Raw genomic sequence first — 15,710 nt, 5'->3', positions numbered from 1 at the left:
CCCCGCCCGGCCGCACTTGACCTTGACACCGTGACAAGGTCTTCACTGCGGGGCGAGGAGGTGGTCTCGATGACGGTCACGGGACAGGACAGCGATGTGGCGCGAGGGCTCGACGGGCTGGAGGACGAGCGGGCGTCCGCGCGGCTGCGGGCCGCGCTGGCGGTCGGTTCGGCGCCGGACCCGCGTTACGTCCCCAAGCTCGTCGAGCGGTGCGCGACCGAACCGGAGTTCTTCGTCCGCGACATGCTCACCTGGGCGCTCACCCGCCACCCGGTCGGTCTGACGCTTCCCGCGCTGCTCGGCGAGGTCCGCGCGGAGCGGGCGCAGGCCCGGAGCCAGGCGCTCCACACCCTCTCCAAGATCGGGGACGTACGGGCGTACCCGGCGATCACCCCCGCGCTGCTGAGCGACGCCGACGAGGAGGTGGCGCGCAGTGCCTGGCGGGCGGCGGTCGTGCTGGCGCCGGAGGAGGAGAGGCCCGCGTTGGCCGAGGTGCTGGTGACGCAGCTCGGGCGGGGCGGTCAGGAGACGCGGCGCAGTCTCAGCCGGGCCCTGGTCGCGCTGGGGGAGGTGACCGTGCCCGCCCTGCGGGCGGCGGCCGGGGGCACCGGTCCGGAGGTGCGCGCGCACGCGCTCGCCACCGAACAGCTGCTGCGCGACCCCGACTCGGGGTTCGCGGGCGCGATCGAGGAGGCCAAGCGCGTCGTGGCGCTCGGCGGGGCCCGCGGGGAGGGAGCATGAGCCCGTGCTGATCGGTGAGGTGGCGCGTCGCTCCGGGGTCAGCGCCCGCATGCTCCGGCACTACGAGTCACTCGGCCTGGTGCGGCCCTCGGGCCGCACGGGCTCGGGCTACCGCGAGTACTCCGGCGCGGACATCCGGCGCATCCTGCACGTCGAGAGCCTGCGGTCGCTGGGGCTGTCGCTGCGGGAGATCGGCCGGGCACTCGACGACCCCGGCTTCACACCCTCGGCGCTGGTCGGCGACCTCATCCGTCAGACCCGGGCGCGCATCGCGGCCCAGACGGAGCTGCTGACGCGGCTGCGCCGGATCGACGCGGCGGACCCGGCCGACTGGGAGGACGCCCTCCAGGTGGTCGCGCTGCTGCACGCCCTGGGGTCCCGGAGCGCCGACGCACGCCAGCGAGCGGCCCTCTCCTCGGCCGACGAGGTCCCGGTACCCGTGGAAGCCCTGGTCGAGGCGGTGCTGAACGAGCCGGACACGAACGTCGCCGGCGCCCTGCGCTGGTCTCTGGCCCGGTCGGCCGGGGGCGCCGAGGAGCTGCTGGCCCAGGCACTGGACTCCCCGGTGGCCGCGGTCCGGGAACGGGCCGCACGGGCCCTCGCCGAACTGCCCGACGAGGGTGCGGCCGGGCGGCTCCACGAGGCACTGGGGCACCCGGACGCCGTGGTGCGGGCGCACGCGGCGCTCTCCCTCGCGACGCGCGGCGCCACCGGCGCGGTACCCGTCCTGATCGACATGGTCGTGGCGGGCCGCCGGGACACGGACGCGGCCGACGCCCTGGGCGCGCTGGCGGCCGACAGGACGACGGCGGACCGGATCACCGCCGCCGTGACCGCCCGGATCACGGAGCCCACCACCCCGGCCGCCGCCCGCGGCCGCCTGACCCAGGCGCTGGCGGACGTGCCGGGTCAGGCGGCCTCCAGGGCGCTCGCGGAACTGGCGCGCAACGAGGACCGCGCCGTCTCACTCACCGCGGCGTACCTGCTGCGGCTGCGGGGCGGCACCGGCTGACGGGCCGTAGACGGCCGACGGCACGGGGTGGCCGACGGGCGAGGGCGGTACCGCCCGTCAGGCGGGCGGCCGGTGTCGGGGGCCTGGGCGCTCTTGGCGGTCGGTGGCATCGCCCAGGCGCGCGGCAGGCCGGTGTCTCGCCGGGCCGCTACCGCTACGCCGCTACGACCTGCGGCGCGGCTTCCCCCGCTTGGCGCCCTTGGCCCCGGGGGTGCCCTTGCCGCCCTTCGGTCGGCCCGCGGTGCCTCGCGCGTTCTTCCCGCCCGGGGCGGACTTGGCCGCCGCCTTGCGCGGGGCCGGCTTCGCGTCGGCCGCCTTGGCCTTGCCCTTCGGCTGGGCCGGGGGCGGGAGGCGGCCCCGGGTGCTGTTGACGGTGCGGCCGCGGACGATGCCGATGAAGGCGTCGACGAGGTCGGTGGTGTGCTCCTCGGGCCAGGAGAGGGCGACGCGCGAGGCGGGCACGTCGAGCAGCGGCAGGTAGGTGAGGTCGCGGCGGTGGTGCAGCCGGGCCAGCGACTGCGGCACGGCCACCAGTCCGACCCCGGCCGCCACCAGTTCGATCGCGTCGGCCGTCGTGGCGGGGCGTTCGAGCGCGGGCAGGCCCGGGGGGTGCTCCCAGTCGAGCGGGTCGTCGAGCGGGTGGAGGACGAGTTCCTCGGCCAGTTCCTCGACGGGCACCTCGTCCAGCGCCGTGAGCAGGTGGTCCTTGGGGACGACGACCACCGTCGTCTCCGTGTAGAGGGGGATGGCGCTGAGGCCGGGGCCGTCGACCGGCAGCCGGACCAGTCCGGCGTCGGCCCCGCCCTCGCGCAGCGTCGCCGGCGCCTCGGGGGCCGCGACCTGCACCAGGGTGAGCGGGATGCCGGGCAGCCGCTCCTGCCAGACCCGCACCCACTTGCCGGGCGTCACGCCGGGGACGAACGCGAGCCGGAAGGACGGGGACGCGTCGGCGGCGGGCCGGTCTTCGGAGCTTGTCACCGGGCCAGGCTACCGGCCGGTTCGAAGCGGGCGCACATGCTGGATACCCTGGTCGGCATGACCTCGCACCAGAGCACCCAGACCATGAAGCCCGCGACCGCGGCCAAGAAACTGGGTGTGTACCTCCCGGCCACCCCCAGTGAGTTCCAGGAGGGACCCGTCTCCCGGGCCGAGCTCAACGCCCTCCAGGCCGACCCGCCCCAGTGGCTCCGCGACCTGCGCCGCGACGGCCCCCACCCGCGGCCGGTGGTCGCCGCGAAGCTGGGCGTCTCCATCGCGGGGCTGGCTCGCGGGGGCGTCACCGAGGCGCTCACCAGCGAGCAGATCGACGCGCTGAAGGACGAGCGCCCCGAGTGGCTGGAGAAGGAACGCGCCACCCAGGCCGAGGTCCGCAAGGAGGCGGCCCGCCTCAAGGAGCGCGACGCGGCCCGAGCGGAGAAGGCGGCGGGCGCGGAGGACTGAGCGCCCCACGCGGGTGAGGCGCGAGGGCGCGGTCCGGAGGGGCCGCGCCCTCGGCGCGAGCCCGCCCTTCCGGTCGCCAGGAACGCCGCCCCGCCCCGGACACCAGGTCCGGGGCGGGGCGGCGTTCCTGTGCGGTCCGGAGACCGTACGGGGTCAGGCCAGGGTGGCGATGGCCTGGTTCAGCGTCTTCGACGGGCGCATCACGGCCTCGGCCTTGGCCGGGTCGGGCTGGTAGTAGCCGCCGATGTCGACCGGCTTGCCCTGGACGGCCGCCAGCTCACCGACGATCGTCTCCTCCTGCTCGGCGAGGGTCGCGGCCAGCGGCGCGAACGCCTCGGCGAGCTGGGCGTCGTCGGTCTGCCGCGCCAGCTCCCGCGCCCAGTACAGGGCGAGGTAGAAGTGGCTGCCACGGTTGTCGATGCCGCCGAGCTTGCGGCTGGGCGACTTGTCCTCGTTGAGGAAGGTGCCGGTGGCACGGTCCAGGGTGTCGGCCAGCACCTGGGCGCGGGCGTTGCCCGTGGTCTGCGCGAGGTGCTCGAAGCTGACGGCCAGGGCGAGGAACTCACCGAGGCTGTCCCAGCGGAGGTAGTCCTCCTTGACGAGCTGCTGGACGTGCTTCGGGGCGGAGCCGCCGGCGCCGGTCTCGAAGAGGCCGCCGCCGTTCATCAGCGGGACGACCGACAGCATCTTGGCGCTGGTGCCCAGCTCCAGGATGGGGAAGAGGTCGGTCAGGTAGTCGCGCAGCACGTTGCCGGTGACGGAGATGGTGTCCTCGCCGCGGCGGATGCGCTCCAGGGAGAAGCGGGTCGCCTCGACCGGCGAGAGGATCTTGATCTCCAGACCCTCGGTGTCGTGCTCCGGCAGGTACGCCCGGACCTTCTCGATGAGGCGCGCGTCGTGGGCGCGGCCCTCGTCCAGCCAGAAGACGGCCGGGTCACCGGTGGCGCGGGCGCGGGTGACGGCGAGCTTCACCCAGTCCTTGATGGGCGCGTCCTTGGTCTGGCACATCCGGAAGATGTCGCCGGCACCGACGGTCTGCTCCAGGACGGCCTCGCCGCTCCTGGTGTCGACGACGCGGACGGTGCCGGTGGTGGGCACCTCGAAGGTCTTGTCGTGGCTGCCGTACTCCTCGGCCTTCTGCGCCATGAGGCCGACGTTCGGAACGGAGCCCATGGTGGAGGGGTCGTAGGCGCCGTTGGCACGGCAGTCCTCGATGACGGCCTGGTAGACACCGGCGTAGCTGCTGTCCGGGAGGACGGCCAGGGTGTCGGCCTCCTCGCCGTCCGGGCCCCACATGTGGCCGGAGGTGCGGATCATCGCGGGCATGGAGGCGTCCACGATGACGTCGCTCGGGACGTGCAGGTTGGAGATGCCGCGGTCGGAGTCGACCATGGCGAGCGCGGGGCCCTCGGCCAGCTCCGCGTCGAAGGACGCCTTGATCTCGGCCCCCTCGGGCAGCGTCTCGAGACCCTTGTAGATGCCGCCGAGGCCGTCGTTGGGGCTGAGGCCGGCGGCGGCGAGCGCCGGGCCGTACTGGGCGAAGGTCTTCGGGAAGAAGGCGCGGACCACGTGGCCGAAGATGATCGGGTCGGAGACCTTCATCATCGTCGCCTTGAGGTGGACGGAGAAGAGCACGTCCTCGGCCTTGGCCTTGGCGATCTGCGCGGTCAGGAACTCGCGCAGGGCGGCGACGCGCAGCACGGAGGCGTCGACGACCTCGCCGGCCAGGACCGGTACGGACTCGCGCAGCACGGTGGTGGAGCCGTCGTCACCGACCAGCTCGATGCGCAGGGCGCCGTCCTCGGCGATCACCGTGGACTTCTCGGTGGACCGGAAGTCGTCGACGCCCATGGTGGCGACGTTCGTCTTGGAGTCGGCCGTCCAGGTGCCCATGCGGTGCGGGTGGGCCTTGGCGTAGTTCTTCACCGAGGCCGGGGCGCGGCGGTCGGAGTTGCCCTCGCGCAGGACGGGGTTGACGGCGCTGCCCTTGACCTTGTCGTAGCGGGCGCGGACGTCCTTCTCCTCGTCCGTCTTCGGGTCGTCCGGGTAGTCCGGAAGCGCGTAGCCCTGGCCCTGGAGCTCGGCGATGGCCGCCTTGAGCTGGGGGATGGACGCCGAGATGTTCGGCAGCTTGATGATGTTGGCCTGCGGCGTCCTGGCGAGTTCGCCGAGCTCGGCGAGGGCGTCCTCGATGCGCTGGCCCTCGTCGAGACGCTCGGGGAAGCTCGCGATGATCCGTCCCGCCAGGGAGATGTCACGGCGCTCCACCGTGACCCCCGCCGTCGAGGCGTAGGCCTCCACGACCGGCAGGAACGAATACGTCGCCAGGGCCGGGGCCTCGTCGGTGTGCGTATAGATGATGGTCGAGTCAGTCACCGGTGCTCCGCTCCACGTCTGCAACATTGCTCGACATCAAGATATCTCGTCGGCCCCTTCCTCTCGAAGGGGCCCTCCGCCCTCCTCAGGGGTAGAGGCTGCGGCGGTACGTGGCGGGGTCGGGCAGCGCCTGGAGGATCAGCTCGGCCAGGTCGGCGTAGGTGAGGCGGTAGGTGTCGGCCCGGCGCGGGGCGGTGGCGGGCGGGCGGTACCCGCGCGGAGGTCCCTCGGTGAGCACGGTGGGCCGGACCACGGTCCAGTCGAGGCCGCTGGCGGTGACCACGGCGTCCTGCTCCCGGCGGCCGCGCACGGCCGGGGCGGCGACGGTGCCGTACAGCTTGGCGAGCCCGCGCTGGACGGCGCCCTGCACATGGTCACCGTAGGCGGCCTCGGAGACGACCAGGAGGCGGTGGACGCCGAGCAGGTGCATGGCGTCGACGACGTGGCGGGTGCCCTGGGCGTAGAGCGGGGTGCGGCGCTCGCGGCGGCGCAGGCCGAAGGCGACGACCACGGCGTCGGCTCCGTCGAGGGCGTCCAGCACGGTGTCCCGTTCGAAGACCGACCCGGTGACGATCCGCCCGGCGGGGGCTCCGGCGAGGCGGGCCGGGTCGCGGACGTGGGCGGTGGTGGCGAGGCCGGCGGCGCCCGCGGCGGTGAGCAGGGCGCGTCCGGCGCGGCCGGTGGCGCCGAAGACGGTGAGGTTCACCGGCCTCTCCGTCCGGGGGCGCCGCGCTCGGCGGCGGCTCTGCTCATCGGAGGTCCTTTCCCGGGCCGCGGACTCCTTCGCCGGCGGCCGCGTGGGCTGCCGCGGTCCGCCGGCCTCACGCTAGGCGCGGCCCCGTGCGCCCGCCACCGCGCACGGCCGGTGGTCGGCCGGCGGGCGGCGTCCACACGTACGGGGTCGTGGTGGTGAGCGTGCCGAAGCCGAGACGGTCCAGGACGGGCCTGCTGCGGTCGGTCGCGTCCACCTGGACCCAGCGCACCCCCTGTGCGGCGGCGATCCGGGCGCGCTCGGCGACCAGGGCCCGGTACAGGCCGAGGCCACGGGCGGCCGGGACGGTCCCGCCGCCCCACAGTCCCGCGAACTCCCTGCCCTCGTCCCACTCCAGCCGGCCCGCGCTCAGCGGCCGGTCGCCGTCGAGGACGACCAGGACGGCGCTGCTGTCGGCGCGGTCGGTGAGCAGGTCGCGCACCCAGGCGCGGGTCCGGGCACGGTCGTCGCCGAAGGCGGCCTGGTGGACCTCGGCGACCAGGTCGGCCTCCTCGGGACGGGTCAGACGGTGCAGCCGCGTCCCCTCGGGCAGCGGGACCCGGTGCTCCAGTCGGCCGGCCTCGGCCACCATCAGGCTCTCCGCCGGCTCGGCCACGAAGCCCGCCGCGCGCAGCCGGACCGCGAGCCCCTCGGCATCCTCGCCGGGCCGGCCCCCGGCGGGCCGCAGCCGGTCGTGCCCGTACAGCTTCCACTCGAAAGACCGTCCCAGCGCCGCGAAGTGGGCCACGTGCGCGGCGATGACGGCATCGGCCCCGCAGACGTCCAGCCCGGACCAGACCACACCGTCCCACCCGTCGGGCCCGCCGGTCTGGCGCAGGCTCTCGCCGACCCGCTCGACCACGGCGCCGGGACCGTCCGGACGGGCCTCGCGCCGCATGCGCAGGTCGTGGTAGGTCCGCAGTTCGCCGGGGCTCGGGGCGGCGGGGGCGTCGGTGCGCGGCGGGATGTCCATGGCGGGACTCCACCATCGGCGGGCCACGGGAGCCAAGCCGTTTACGGGAGCGGGTGCAGGAGCGGCCGGCGGGTCCTGTCGTGCTCCTCGCCGCCATCCGTTCCAGCGCCCGTGGGCCCGCCTCCGGCCGAAAGGTGACGTGCTCGCGGATCCAGGCGCCGCCCGTGAGCAGGTCGGACAGTTCGCCGGCGTGAGGCGGGGCCGGCCCCCCGTCTCCCGGGCGGCCGTGAGCATCGCGACGGCGCCCAGGCGCATGGCGGCGCAGGCCGCGTGCGAGGGGGGGCGCCCTCGTCGTACATCGCCTCGCTGAGGATGCCGCCCAGGCCGCGGAGGACGCTGATGTGCCGGACGGCGCTTCGCGGCCATCGGGCTCGTGCCCCTGGCCTCCGTGCTGACCTCGTTCGTCTTCCTCGCGGTCCAGCACCTCGACGCCGTCCTCGGTCTCAGCCCGCTCGGCACCGGGCTCCTGATCCCGCGTTCGGCCTGCGCAACCCGGTCACCACCCAGCTCCTGGACCGCTGCCCGGCGGGCTTCGGCCACCGCCTCCGCGCCGTCACCGGGGCTCACCGTCGTTCCGCCGGCGGTTCCCTGGCTCACCCGGCTGCACGAGGGCAGCGGTCGCACCGCCGGGGTGCCGGAGCCGATGACCCCGCTCGGCATCGGGGGGGGGCCTGGCGGTCGTCCCGGTCAGTCCGACGGTCCTCACCGCCACCCGGCGCGAGAACAGGGGTGTCGCGCCGGCCTCCTCCAGGCCGCGCTGACCGTCGGCGCGGTGGGGCCGGCTCTCCCGCTCATCCCGTACAACAGGGCGGGCGGGGGACCGGGCGCCGCCGTCCCGGCCGCCTTCGGCTGGAGCGCGGGGATCGCGGGCCTGTCCCTGCCGACCGGGGCGGCCTGCTGGTACCTGCCGGGGCGGCCGGCGCGGGAGGAGGCGTCCGCCGTCAGGCTTCCCGGCCCGCCGCGATCACCGCCGCCGTCTGAGCCGGGGTCAGGTCCGTGGTGTCGACCACCTCGGCGGCGCGGCGCAGCCAAGGCAGGGCTTCGCGGTAGGGCTCGCGGTGGCGCAGGCGCCAGGGCCCGGCGGTGGCGCTCTCGGGCGCGGTGTCGGTGCGGATGCGCCGGGTGAGGGTGTCGGGGTCGCAGTGGAGCAGGACGTGCCGGACCGGTACGCCCTGCTCGGCGAAGCCCGCCGACAGCTCCACCCAGTACTCCTCACTGAGCACGGTCTGCGGAACGAGCAGGGTGCCGCCGGTGTACCAAAGGACCTGGGTGGCGGTGGCGACGACCACGCCGCGCCACGGCGGCCAGTCCTGGAAGTTGCCCACCGGCACACCGGCGAGGACCGGCCGGAGCAGGGCCCCCACCGTCTCGCTGTCGAAGACCCGGGCGTCGGGCAGGAGCGCGGCCAGTTCGCGGGCGGTGGTGGTCTTGCCCGCGCCGTAGGAGCCGTTCAGCCAGATGATCACCCGGCGAGGGTAGCGGGGACATCCGCTCAGCGCGGGGGCTCCAGGCACAGGATCCATCGGCCGGGGTGGCCGGTGAGGGTGGCGGTGGACAAGGGGCCGGGGTCGAGGCTCCAGTAGGTCGCCGGGGGCGCCTTCAGGGCGTACACGAGCAGGGCGCGGACGACGGCCGGCTCGGCGACGGCGACCAGGACGCCGCCGTCCTCGAAGGGGCGGGTGTCGAGCCAGCCGCCGACCCGGGTGACGAAGTCGAGCAGGCTCTCCCCGCCGTACGGCGCGGCACGCGGGTCGCGGAACCAGGCGTCGACGGCGCGCGGGTCGTGCGCGGCCGCCTCCGCGAGTGTCAGTCCTCGCCAGGTCCCCATGTCCCAGTCGCTGAGGGCCGGCTGGACGAGCGGCGCGAAGCCCAGAGCGTCCCCGGTGGCCCGGCTGCGGTGGGTCGGGGAGCAGTAGCGGAGGCCGGCGGCGCTGAGCGGGACCAGGGCGTGGGCGGCGAGTTGCACGGCGTGCCAGGCGGCCTGGTCCAGCGGGCGGTCGTCGGCGAACCGCTCGGCGAGGCCCGTGGCACCGAGCGGGGCTGTGACGAGCGTCACCCGAACATGCATGCGGCGATCGTCGGGGCAATCGCTCCTCCGGTCAAGAGGGCCTACGCCAGGGGGAGTTGGGGCTCAAGACCGCCTCACGGGCCGCCGCCGCACGCCGGGTCAGGAGTTGCCGAGGACCATCCACTGCTCGGGGTGCGGCAGCGGGGTGAAGCCCAGCTTGGCGTAGACCCCGTGTGCGTCGTCGGTGGCGAGCAGGACGCGGCGCACACCGTGCGGCGCCCGCCCGGCCACGTCGGCGAGAACAGCGGCCACGAAGGAGGTGCCGAGCCCACGCCCCCGGGCGCCCGGCGCGATGTAGACGTCGCAGAGGTAGGCGAAGGCGGCCAGGTCGGTGACGACCCGCGCGCATCCCACCTGCGCGCCGGACTCCTTCTCGTACGCCCCGTAGACGAGCGAGCCGTCGAGCATCTGCGCCTGGGCCTCGCGGGTGCGGCCCAACGCCCAGTAGGCGTCGGTGGAGAGCCAGTGGTGGACGAGGTCCGCGTCGAAGCGGCCGGGGTCGGCGGAGCAGACGTACTCCGGGGGCAGCGGGTGGCGGGCGGTGGCGTCGAGAAGTTCCTGGGTGTCGATCACAGGGCGAGGTTGGCAGGCGGGAGGGGGAGCGCGCAGCCGAATCACGCGGACACCGGCTCCCCTTCCCCGGTGCCGCGGGGCAGCGCCTGGGCGCAGGCGGTACGGAGGCGGCGGACCCCTTCGGTGATCTCCGCCGTACCGGCGGTGGCGGCGAATCCCAGACGCAGATGGACGGCGGGCGGCTCGGCGCAGAAGTACGGCCTGCCGGGGGTGACCGCGACACCGGCCCGCAACGCCGCCCCGACCAGGACGGCCTCGTCGGTGCCCTCGGGGGCGCGGACCCAGAGGTGGAAACCGCCACGCGGGACGGCGACGGGTGAAAGGGCCGGCACCCAGCGGCGCAGTCCGGCGGCCAGGTGGTCGCGGCGCGGCCGCAGCGCGGCGGCGACGGCGCGCAGGTGGCGGGGCCAGGCCGGGGAGCCGACCAGTTCGAGGGCGGCCTCCTGGAGAGGACGCGGGACGAAGAACTGGTCGACCACATGGATGGCGCGCAGCCGCTCCATCACCGGCCCCCGGGCGGCGAGCGCGCCGACCCGCAGGCTCGGCGAGGTGATCTTGGTGAGGGAACGGAGATGGACCACGACGCCGTCCGGGTCGTCGGCGGCGAGCGGTGGCGGCAGCGGCCCGGCGTCCTCGTGGGCCAGGCTCCGAGCGAAGTCGTCCTCGATGACGAACGCCCCCGCCTCGCGGGCGACGCGCACCACTTCGCGGCGCCGTTCCCGCGCCAGCACGGCGCCGGTCGGATTCTGGAAGAGCGGCTGGCAGACGAGGACGCGGGCGCCGGTGGCCCGCAGCGCCGCCGCGAACAGCTCGGGCCGCAGGCCGTCCGCGTCGACGGGCACGGGGACCGGGCGCTGCCCGGCCGCCCGGGCGACGGCGAGCATGCCCGGGTAGGTCGGCGACTCCACGAGGACGGGGGCGCCCGGCGGAGCCAGCGCCCGCAGAGCCGTGGTCAGTGCCGACTGACCGCCCGCCGTGATCAGTACGTCCGCGCCGGTCGGGCCGCTCTCCCCGCCGGCCCCGGCGATCTCCCGGGCGAACCAGGCCCGCAGCTCGGGAAGCCCGTCGGTGGGCGGCCGGTTCCACGCCCCCGGCCGGCGTCCGGCACGGGCGAGGGCGGTGGCCAGCACCCGTTCGGGCTGGAGCGAGGGGTGGAGGTAGCCACCGCTGAACTCGACGACGCCCGGAGGCGGTGCGGCCAGCGTGGCGAGGACGCCGGAGGCGTCGACCGAGCGGGGTACGGGTCCGGCGCCGGTCTGGGCCGACAGGGCGACCTCCTGCCAGGAGGTGTCCCCGGGCGCCGGGACGGCTCCGCCGCGCGGCTCTGCCCGGTAGGCGCCGGCGCCGGGCCGGGTGACGACGGCGCCCTCGGCGGCGAGCTGGGCGAGGGCCCGGGAGACGGTGACCGGGCTGACCCGGTGCCGCTCGACCAGCTCCCTGCTCGACGGAAGACGCTCGCCCGGAGAGTAGCGGTGTATCTCCTTGCGCAGGATGCCCGCCAACTCCGCCACACTGCTACGCTCAGCCATGAGAGCACAGAGTAGCGCTACCGGCCGCACCGCGAAAGCGGTCACTCCCCCGCACGCCCCCTCTTCAGCTCGGCCGGCGGGCCGAGGCGCCGGGACCGGCGCCGGCACCGCCCTCGCCCTGTCGGGCGTCTTCTGCTTCTCGCTGACTTTCCCCTCCACGGTCTGGGGGCTGGAGAGCTTCGGCCCGTGGTCGCTGGTGGCCCTGCGGGGCGTACTGGCCGCCGCCGTCGCCGGGGCGTTCCTGCTGATGTGGCGAGTACCCCTGCCGGACCGGCGGCACTGGGCCGGACTCGCGGTTGTCGGCGGAGGCGTGGTGATCGGCTTCCCGCTGCTGACGACGCTGGCGCTGGGCACCTCGTCGACCGCGCACGCGGCCGTGGTGGTGGGCCTGCTGCCGCTCACCACGGCCCTCTTCGCGGCGCTGCGCACCGGCCGCCGCCCCTCACGCCCCTTCTGGGCGGCCGCCGTGGCGGGTGCGGCGGTGGTGGCCGCCTTCACCTGGCAGCAGAGCGGCGGCGCTCTGTCCGTCGGCGACCTGTACCTGTTCGGCGCGTTGCTGGTCTGCGCCGCCGGCTACACGGAGGGCGGCCGGCTCGCCTCCCGGATGCCGGGCTGGCAGGTGGTCGGCTGGGCACTGGTGCTCTGCCTGCCCGTCACGGTCGCCGGGTCGGCGGTCGCCCTCGCGCTGGAGCCGGTCCACTGGAGCGCGCACGGCGCGGTGGGCCTGGCCTGGGTCGCCGCCGGATCGACCTTCCTCGGGCTGTACGTCTGGTACCGGGGCATGGCCGGGATCGGCGTGGCCCGGGCCAGCCAGCTCCAGCTGGCCCAGCCTCTGATGACGCTGGCCTGGTCGTACGGGCTGCTCGGCGAGGAACTGACCTGGGCGGCCCCACTGGCGGCGGCGGGCGTACTGATCTGCATCGCCGTCACCCAACGCGCCCGCGACTGAGCGTCCGCGGCTGTCCCTTTCCGGTCGACGCCGAGGCACCCGGGCCTCTCCCTACCTTGCGCGGGGGCCCCATGGTCGCGGAAAGCCGCACTCGGGCGGCGCACCCACCTCCGTCCGGGATGCGCCCGGAGGCCGCGCGGCGACGCACGGCGTGCGAATACTCACAACCCGGCTGGCCCCCTCGCACGGAACCAGCCGATCGACACACCCGGCCGAGACCGGGCCGAACCTCACCCCTGGGCACCGGATGCCACTTTTGACCGTTCGGCACCTTTTCCATCCTCTTGCTCCTTTACGGGGGTGTTCATGGTCCGGTGCGTAGGCCCCGCCTCGGCAGGCGAGCACTCATCCGGAGTAACGTTCAGCGTTCAGGCGCACGTCCACACCCTGGACGTAGCCGGTCCGAAGATCAGCGAGAGACACGAGGACGGACTCGATGGCGGATATCGCACGCGTCGGCGTAGTCGGCTGCGGCCAGATGGGAGCGGGCATCGCCGAGGTGTTCGCCCGCGCCGGACTCGACGTGATGGTCGCCGAAACCACCGGCGAGGCCCTGGAGATCGGCCGGACCCGCCTCCAGAACTCCCTCACCAAGGCAGCGGCGCGCGGAAAGATCACTGAGGACGAGCTGACCGAGACGCTGGAGCGGCTGACCTTCACCACCGACCTCGGGGAGTTCGCCGACCGCGACCTCGTGATCGAGGCCGTGGTGGAGAACGAGCAGGTCAAGACGGAGATCTTCCAGGTCCTGGACCAGGTCGTGACCCGGGAGGACGCCATCCTGGCCTCCAACACCTCCTCCATCCCGCTGGTCAAGCTGGCCGTGGCGACCTCCCGCCCGGACCAGGTCATCGGTATCCACTTCTTCAACCCGGCGCCCATCCAGAGTCTGGTCGAGCTGATCCCGGCGCTGACCACCTCCGAGGGCACCATCAGCCGCGCCCAGGCCGTCGTGGAGAAGATCCTCGGCAAGCACGCGATCCGCGCCCAGGACCGCTCCGGCTTCGTCGTCAACGCGCTGCTGATCCCCTACCTCCTCTCCGCCATCCGCATGTTCGAGTCCGGCATCGCCAGCCGCGAGGACATCGACAACGGCATGGAACTGGGCTGCGCCCACCCCATGGGCCCGCTCAAGCTCTCCGACCTCATCGGCCTCGACACGGTCGCCTCGGTCGCCGACTCGATGTACGCCGAGTACAAGGAGCCCCTGTACGCCGCTCCCCCGCTGCTCCAGCGCATGGTCGACGCGGGCCGCCTGGGCCGCAAGACCGGCTCGGGGTTCTACGCGTACCAGTGACCTGGCCGGGCCCGTACGAGGCCCGGCCACCCCGGGCCTGATCGCCCGGGCCCGCGAGGCACCGAGGCCGCTCCTTCCATCGCGAGGGGGCGGCTCTTCGCGTTTCGCACGCTCCACGAGCACTGCTGCGGCAAGACCGGGCGACGCCGACGGCCTGGTACGGGCCGGCCCCGCCCTGCCGGGCCACCCACCACCGAATCACCGGCTCACCCACTCACTCGGTCCGATAGTGACCGGCCACCGCCGCGAACGCCGCCTTCGGCTCCCAGGGCATGTCGGGGTAGGTGACGCCACGGCCCCCTTCGAGGACTTTGACGATGCCGAGGCTGGCCAGATCGAGGTCGTCGCGCGGGTCTCCGTCGGGGCGGTGCGGCAGGTTGTGGAGGGCGAAGAGGAAGACGAAGGCGCTGTCCACGCCCTCGCTGTCGAATATCTCCAACAGCTCCCGCAGGTAGGCTGCTTGACCTTCCTCGTCGCGCTCGCAGACGCGGGTCAGCCGCAGCGGTGCGCCGGTCGCCGGGTCGTTCTCCAGCACTTCCATGCTGCGCGGTGCCACGTCCGCCGCCCCTCGCCAGGTGGCGGTGCCGAAGCCCGTGACGGCGACCGGCTTCGGCTGGGCCGTGAGGCTGCGCACCCCCGCCCGGAAGCGGTCGGCGACCTCGGCGGAACGGATGAGTTCGTAGGTCACGAAGTCGAACGGGCCCCAGTCGACGCCCTCGAACTGGATGGCGGCGTAGGTGACCTTGCCGTGGAAGCGTTCGCGGACGACCGTCACCGCGTCACGGAGGAAGGCGTTGACCCGGGCGCTCGCCGTGGCCATCCGCTCGGGCCTCGACGCCGGATCGGCCAGCAGCCAGGCCAGACGCTCCTCCGTACCGGTGCCGTCGAGGAAGCCCTGGTTCATGACGCTCAGTTCGACGCCCGTGACGAACACGACCTCGGCGCCACCCTCCCGCAGGCGCTCGGCCCGCTCGGCACAGTCGGCGAACAGGCGCAGCATCTCTTCGGTGGTCAACTCCAGCGGGTAGGGCGAGAACCACACCTCCAGCCCCAGGTCGGCCGCGTGCCGGGCAGCCAGCTCCAGGCGCTCCGGGTCACCACCGGTGAGGTGGACCGCGTCGCAGTGGAGGTCGTCGCGGATGACGGCCAGCTCTCTTCTGACCAGGTCCGGATCGTACGACGCCCGCGAGTTGCTCCCGGGGTGGACGAAGCCGGTGTCGTAACAGATGCCTTTGGCACGCACGGATATGACCTCTCTGTCGGGATTCGAGAATAACCCCCATCTTGCGTGCGCGCAAGTTTGCGCTCACGTATTTTTGCGTCCCCGTACCTGAGCTGGGAGACTGCGGGCGTGACGACGAGGCGGACCGGACTGCGTGAGCAGAAGAAGCGGGCGACCAGGGTGGCGTTGCGCGAAGCGGCCCTGAAGCTGGCCCTGGAGCGGGGACCCGACAACGTCCGGGTGGACGACATCGCGGAGGCCGCCGGGGTCTCCCCCAGGACCTACAACAACTACTTCTCCAGCCGTGAACAGGCGATCGTCGCCGCCATCACGGCCGAACGGGAGGCCCGGATCGCGGCGGAGGTCGCCGCCGCGCCCGCCGGGGCCCGCCTCGCGGACGCCCTGACGGACGCGGTCCTGGCGCGGTACACCGAGCCCGGCGACACCGAACGGCTCCTGATCACCGCGACCCCGCCCCTGCGCGACGCCTTCCTGGAGGCGGTGACGGAGATCGAGCACCCCCTCGCCGAAGCGATCGGCCTGCGCCTGGGCGACACCGCCGCGCCCACCGCCCGTGTCCTGGCGGCGAGTGTGGCGGCCGCCGTACGCATCGCGCTGCACCAGTGGCTCGGCGCAGTGAGCGAGACCTCCTCCGGGAACGGGGGGCTGGTCGTCCCGTCGGGCTCCCTCCCCGACCTGCTCCGCGCCACGATCGCCCCACTCGCCCCGGCGCTCGACGCCGCCGAGCAACGGTCACGGCAAGCCCAGCCGGGGTGAGG

The 15,710-nt window shown here is 74.3% G+C and carries 15 protein-coding genes; 6 read left to right on the top strand and 9 right to left on the bottom strand.

The features are described 5' to 3' along the window. Window positions 1-69: 69 nt before the first annotated feature. Together Sdia_RS13420 and Sdia_RS13415 are read left to right on the top strand one after the other, a co-directional pair. Window positions 70-741, top strand: coding sequence for a HEAT repeat domain-containing protein (locus tag Sdia_RS13420; protein ID WP_185393721.1), 672 nt, complete (start codon window positions 70-72; stop codon window positions 739-741). A gap of 4 nt (window positions 742-745) precedes the next feature. Further along, complete coding sequence (locus tag Sdia_RS13415) at window positions 746-1,753, top strand: MerR family transcriptional regulator (RefSeq protein ID WP_189500391.1); 1,008 nt, start codon at window positions 746-748, stop codon at window positions 1,751-1,753. A gap of 162 nt (window positions 1,754-1,915) precedes the next feature. Here Sdia_RS13415 and Sdia_RS13410 read toward each other — a convergent pair whose 3' ends face one another. After that, window positions 1,916-2,731: a LysR family substrate-binding domain-containing protein gene (locus Sdia_RS13410; protein WP_185392850.1), complete on the bottom strand. Its 816-nt coding sequence runs from the start codon at window positions 2,729-2,731 to the stop codon at window positions 1,916-1,918. A gap of 36 nt (window positions 2,732-2,767) precedes the next feature. On the opposite strand from Sdia_RS13410, the gene Sdia_RS13405 reads away from it, so the two are divergent. Continuing rightward, window positions 2,768-3,193 carry a DUF5997 family protein gene (locus tag Sdia_RS13405; RefSeq protein ID WP_100455967.1) on the top strand — a complete coding sequence of 142 codons (426 nt, stop codon included), beginning with the start codon at window positions 2,768-2,770 and terminating at the stop codon, window positions 3,191-3,193. A gap of 153 nt (window positions 3,194-3,346) precedes the next feature. Here Sdia_RS13405 and Sdia_RS13400 read toward each other — a convergent pair whose 3' ends face one another. The 7 genes from Sdia_RS13400 to Sdia_RS13370 form a co-directional block, all read right to left on the bottom strand. Next, a complete protein-coding gene (locus Sdia_RS13400) occupies window positions 3,347-5,569 on the bottom strand; it encodes an NADP-dependent isocitrate dehydrogenase (protein WP_100455968.1) in 2,223 nt (740 codons plus the stop codon). Between the two features lie 85 nt (window positions 5,570-5,654). Beyond that, window positions 5,655-6,275, bottom strand: coding sequence for an NAD(P)-dependent oxidoreductase (locus Sdia_RS13395; protein ID WP_100455969.1), 621 nt, complete (start codon window positions 6,273-6,275; stop codon window positions 5,655-5,657). Window positions 6,276-6,390: 115 nt separating this feature from the next. Further along, window positions 6,391-7,293, bottom strand: a complete 903-nt coding sequence (locus tag Sdia_RS13390) for a GNAT family N-acetyltransferase (protein ID WP_100455970.1) — start codon at window positions 7,291-7,293, stop codon at window positions 6,391-6,393. A gap of 941 nt (window positions 7,294-8,234) precedes the next feature. Further along, window positions 8,235-8,759 carry a P-loop nucleotide/nucleoside kinase family protein gene (locus Sdia_RS13385; RefSeq protein ID WP_189500392.1) on the bottom strand — a complete coding sequence of 175 codons (525 nt, stop codon included), beginning with the start codon at window positions 8,757-8,759 and terminating at the stop codon, window positions 8,235-8,237. A 26-nt stretch (window positions 8,760-8,785) separates the two neighbouring features. Beyond that, window positions 8,786-9,361, bottom strand: coding sequence for a histidine phosphatase family protein (locus tag Sdia_RS13380; protein ID WP_100455972.1), 576 nt, complete (start codon window positions 9,359-9,361; stop codon window positions 8,786-8,788). A gap of 99 nt (window positions 9,362-9,460) precedes the next feature. Further along, complete coding sequence (locus Sdia_RS13375) at window positions 9,461-9,934, bottom strand: GNAT family N-acetyltransferase (RefSeq protein ID WP_100455973.1); 474 nt, start codon at window positions 9,932-9,934, stop codon at window positions 9,461-9,463. Window positions 9,935-9,975: 41 nt separating this feature from the next. Continuing rightward, window positions 9,976-11,463 (bottom strand): aminotransferase-like domain-containing protein, encoded by a 1,488-nt coding sequence (locus tag Sdia_RS13370; protein WP_185392852.1) that lies wholly within the window; start codon window positions 11,461-11,463, stop codon window positions 9,976-9,978. Between Sdia_RS13370 and Sdia_RS13365 the strand changes: the two genes are divergently transcribed. Both Sdia_RS13365 and Sdia_RS13360 read left to right on the top strand, forming a co-directional pair. Next, on the top strand, window positions 11,462-12,412 hold the full coding sequence (locus Sdia_RS13365; protein ID WP_100455975.1) for a DMT family transporter: 951 nt from the start codon (window positions 11,462-11,464) through the stop codon (window positions 12,410-12,412). The two genes, Sdia_RS13370 and Sdia_RS13365, sit on opposite strands and share 2 nt — an antisense overlap. 436 nt (window positions 12,413-12,848) lie before the next feature. Further along, window positions 12,849-13,709, top strand: a complete 861-nt coding sequence (locus Sdia_RS13360; protein WP_100455976.1) for a 3-hydroxybutyryl-CoA dehydrogenase — start codon at window positions 12,849-12,851, stop codon at window positions 13,707-13,709. A 214-nt stretch (window positions 13,710-13,923) separates the two neighbouring features. Here Sdia_RS13360 and Sdia_RS13355 read toward each other — a convergent pair whose 3' ends face one another. After that, a complete protein-coding gene (locus Sdia_RS13355) occupies window positions 13,924-14,952 on the bottom strand; it encodes a glycoside hydrolase family 113 protein (RefSeq protein WP_115068475.1) in 1,029 nt (342 codons plus the stop codon). Window positions 14,953-15,060: 108 nt separating this feature from the next. Here Sdia_RS13355 and Sdia_RS13350 point away from each other — a divergent pair, with 108 nt between their 5' ends. Beyond that, a complete protein-coding gene (locus Sdia_RS13350; protein WP_100455978.1) occupies window positions 15,061-15,708 on the top strand; it encodes a TetR/AcrR family transcriptional regulator in 648 nt (215 codons plus the stop codon). The last annotated feature ends 2 nt before the right edge of the window (window positions 15,709-15,710 follow it).

Source organism: Streptomyces diastaticus subsp. diastaticus (genome assembly GCF_011170125.1).
Taxonomy (GTDB): Bacteria; Actinomycetota; Actinomycetes; order Streptomycetales; family Streptomycetaceae; genus Streptomyces; species Streptomyces diastaticus.
This window is presented reverse-complemented; position numbering and strand designations above follow the sequence as displayed.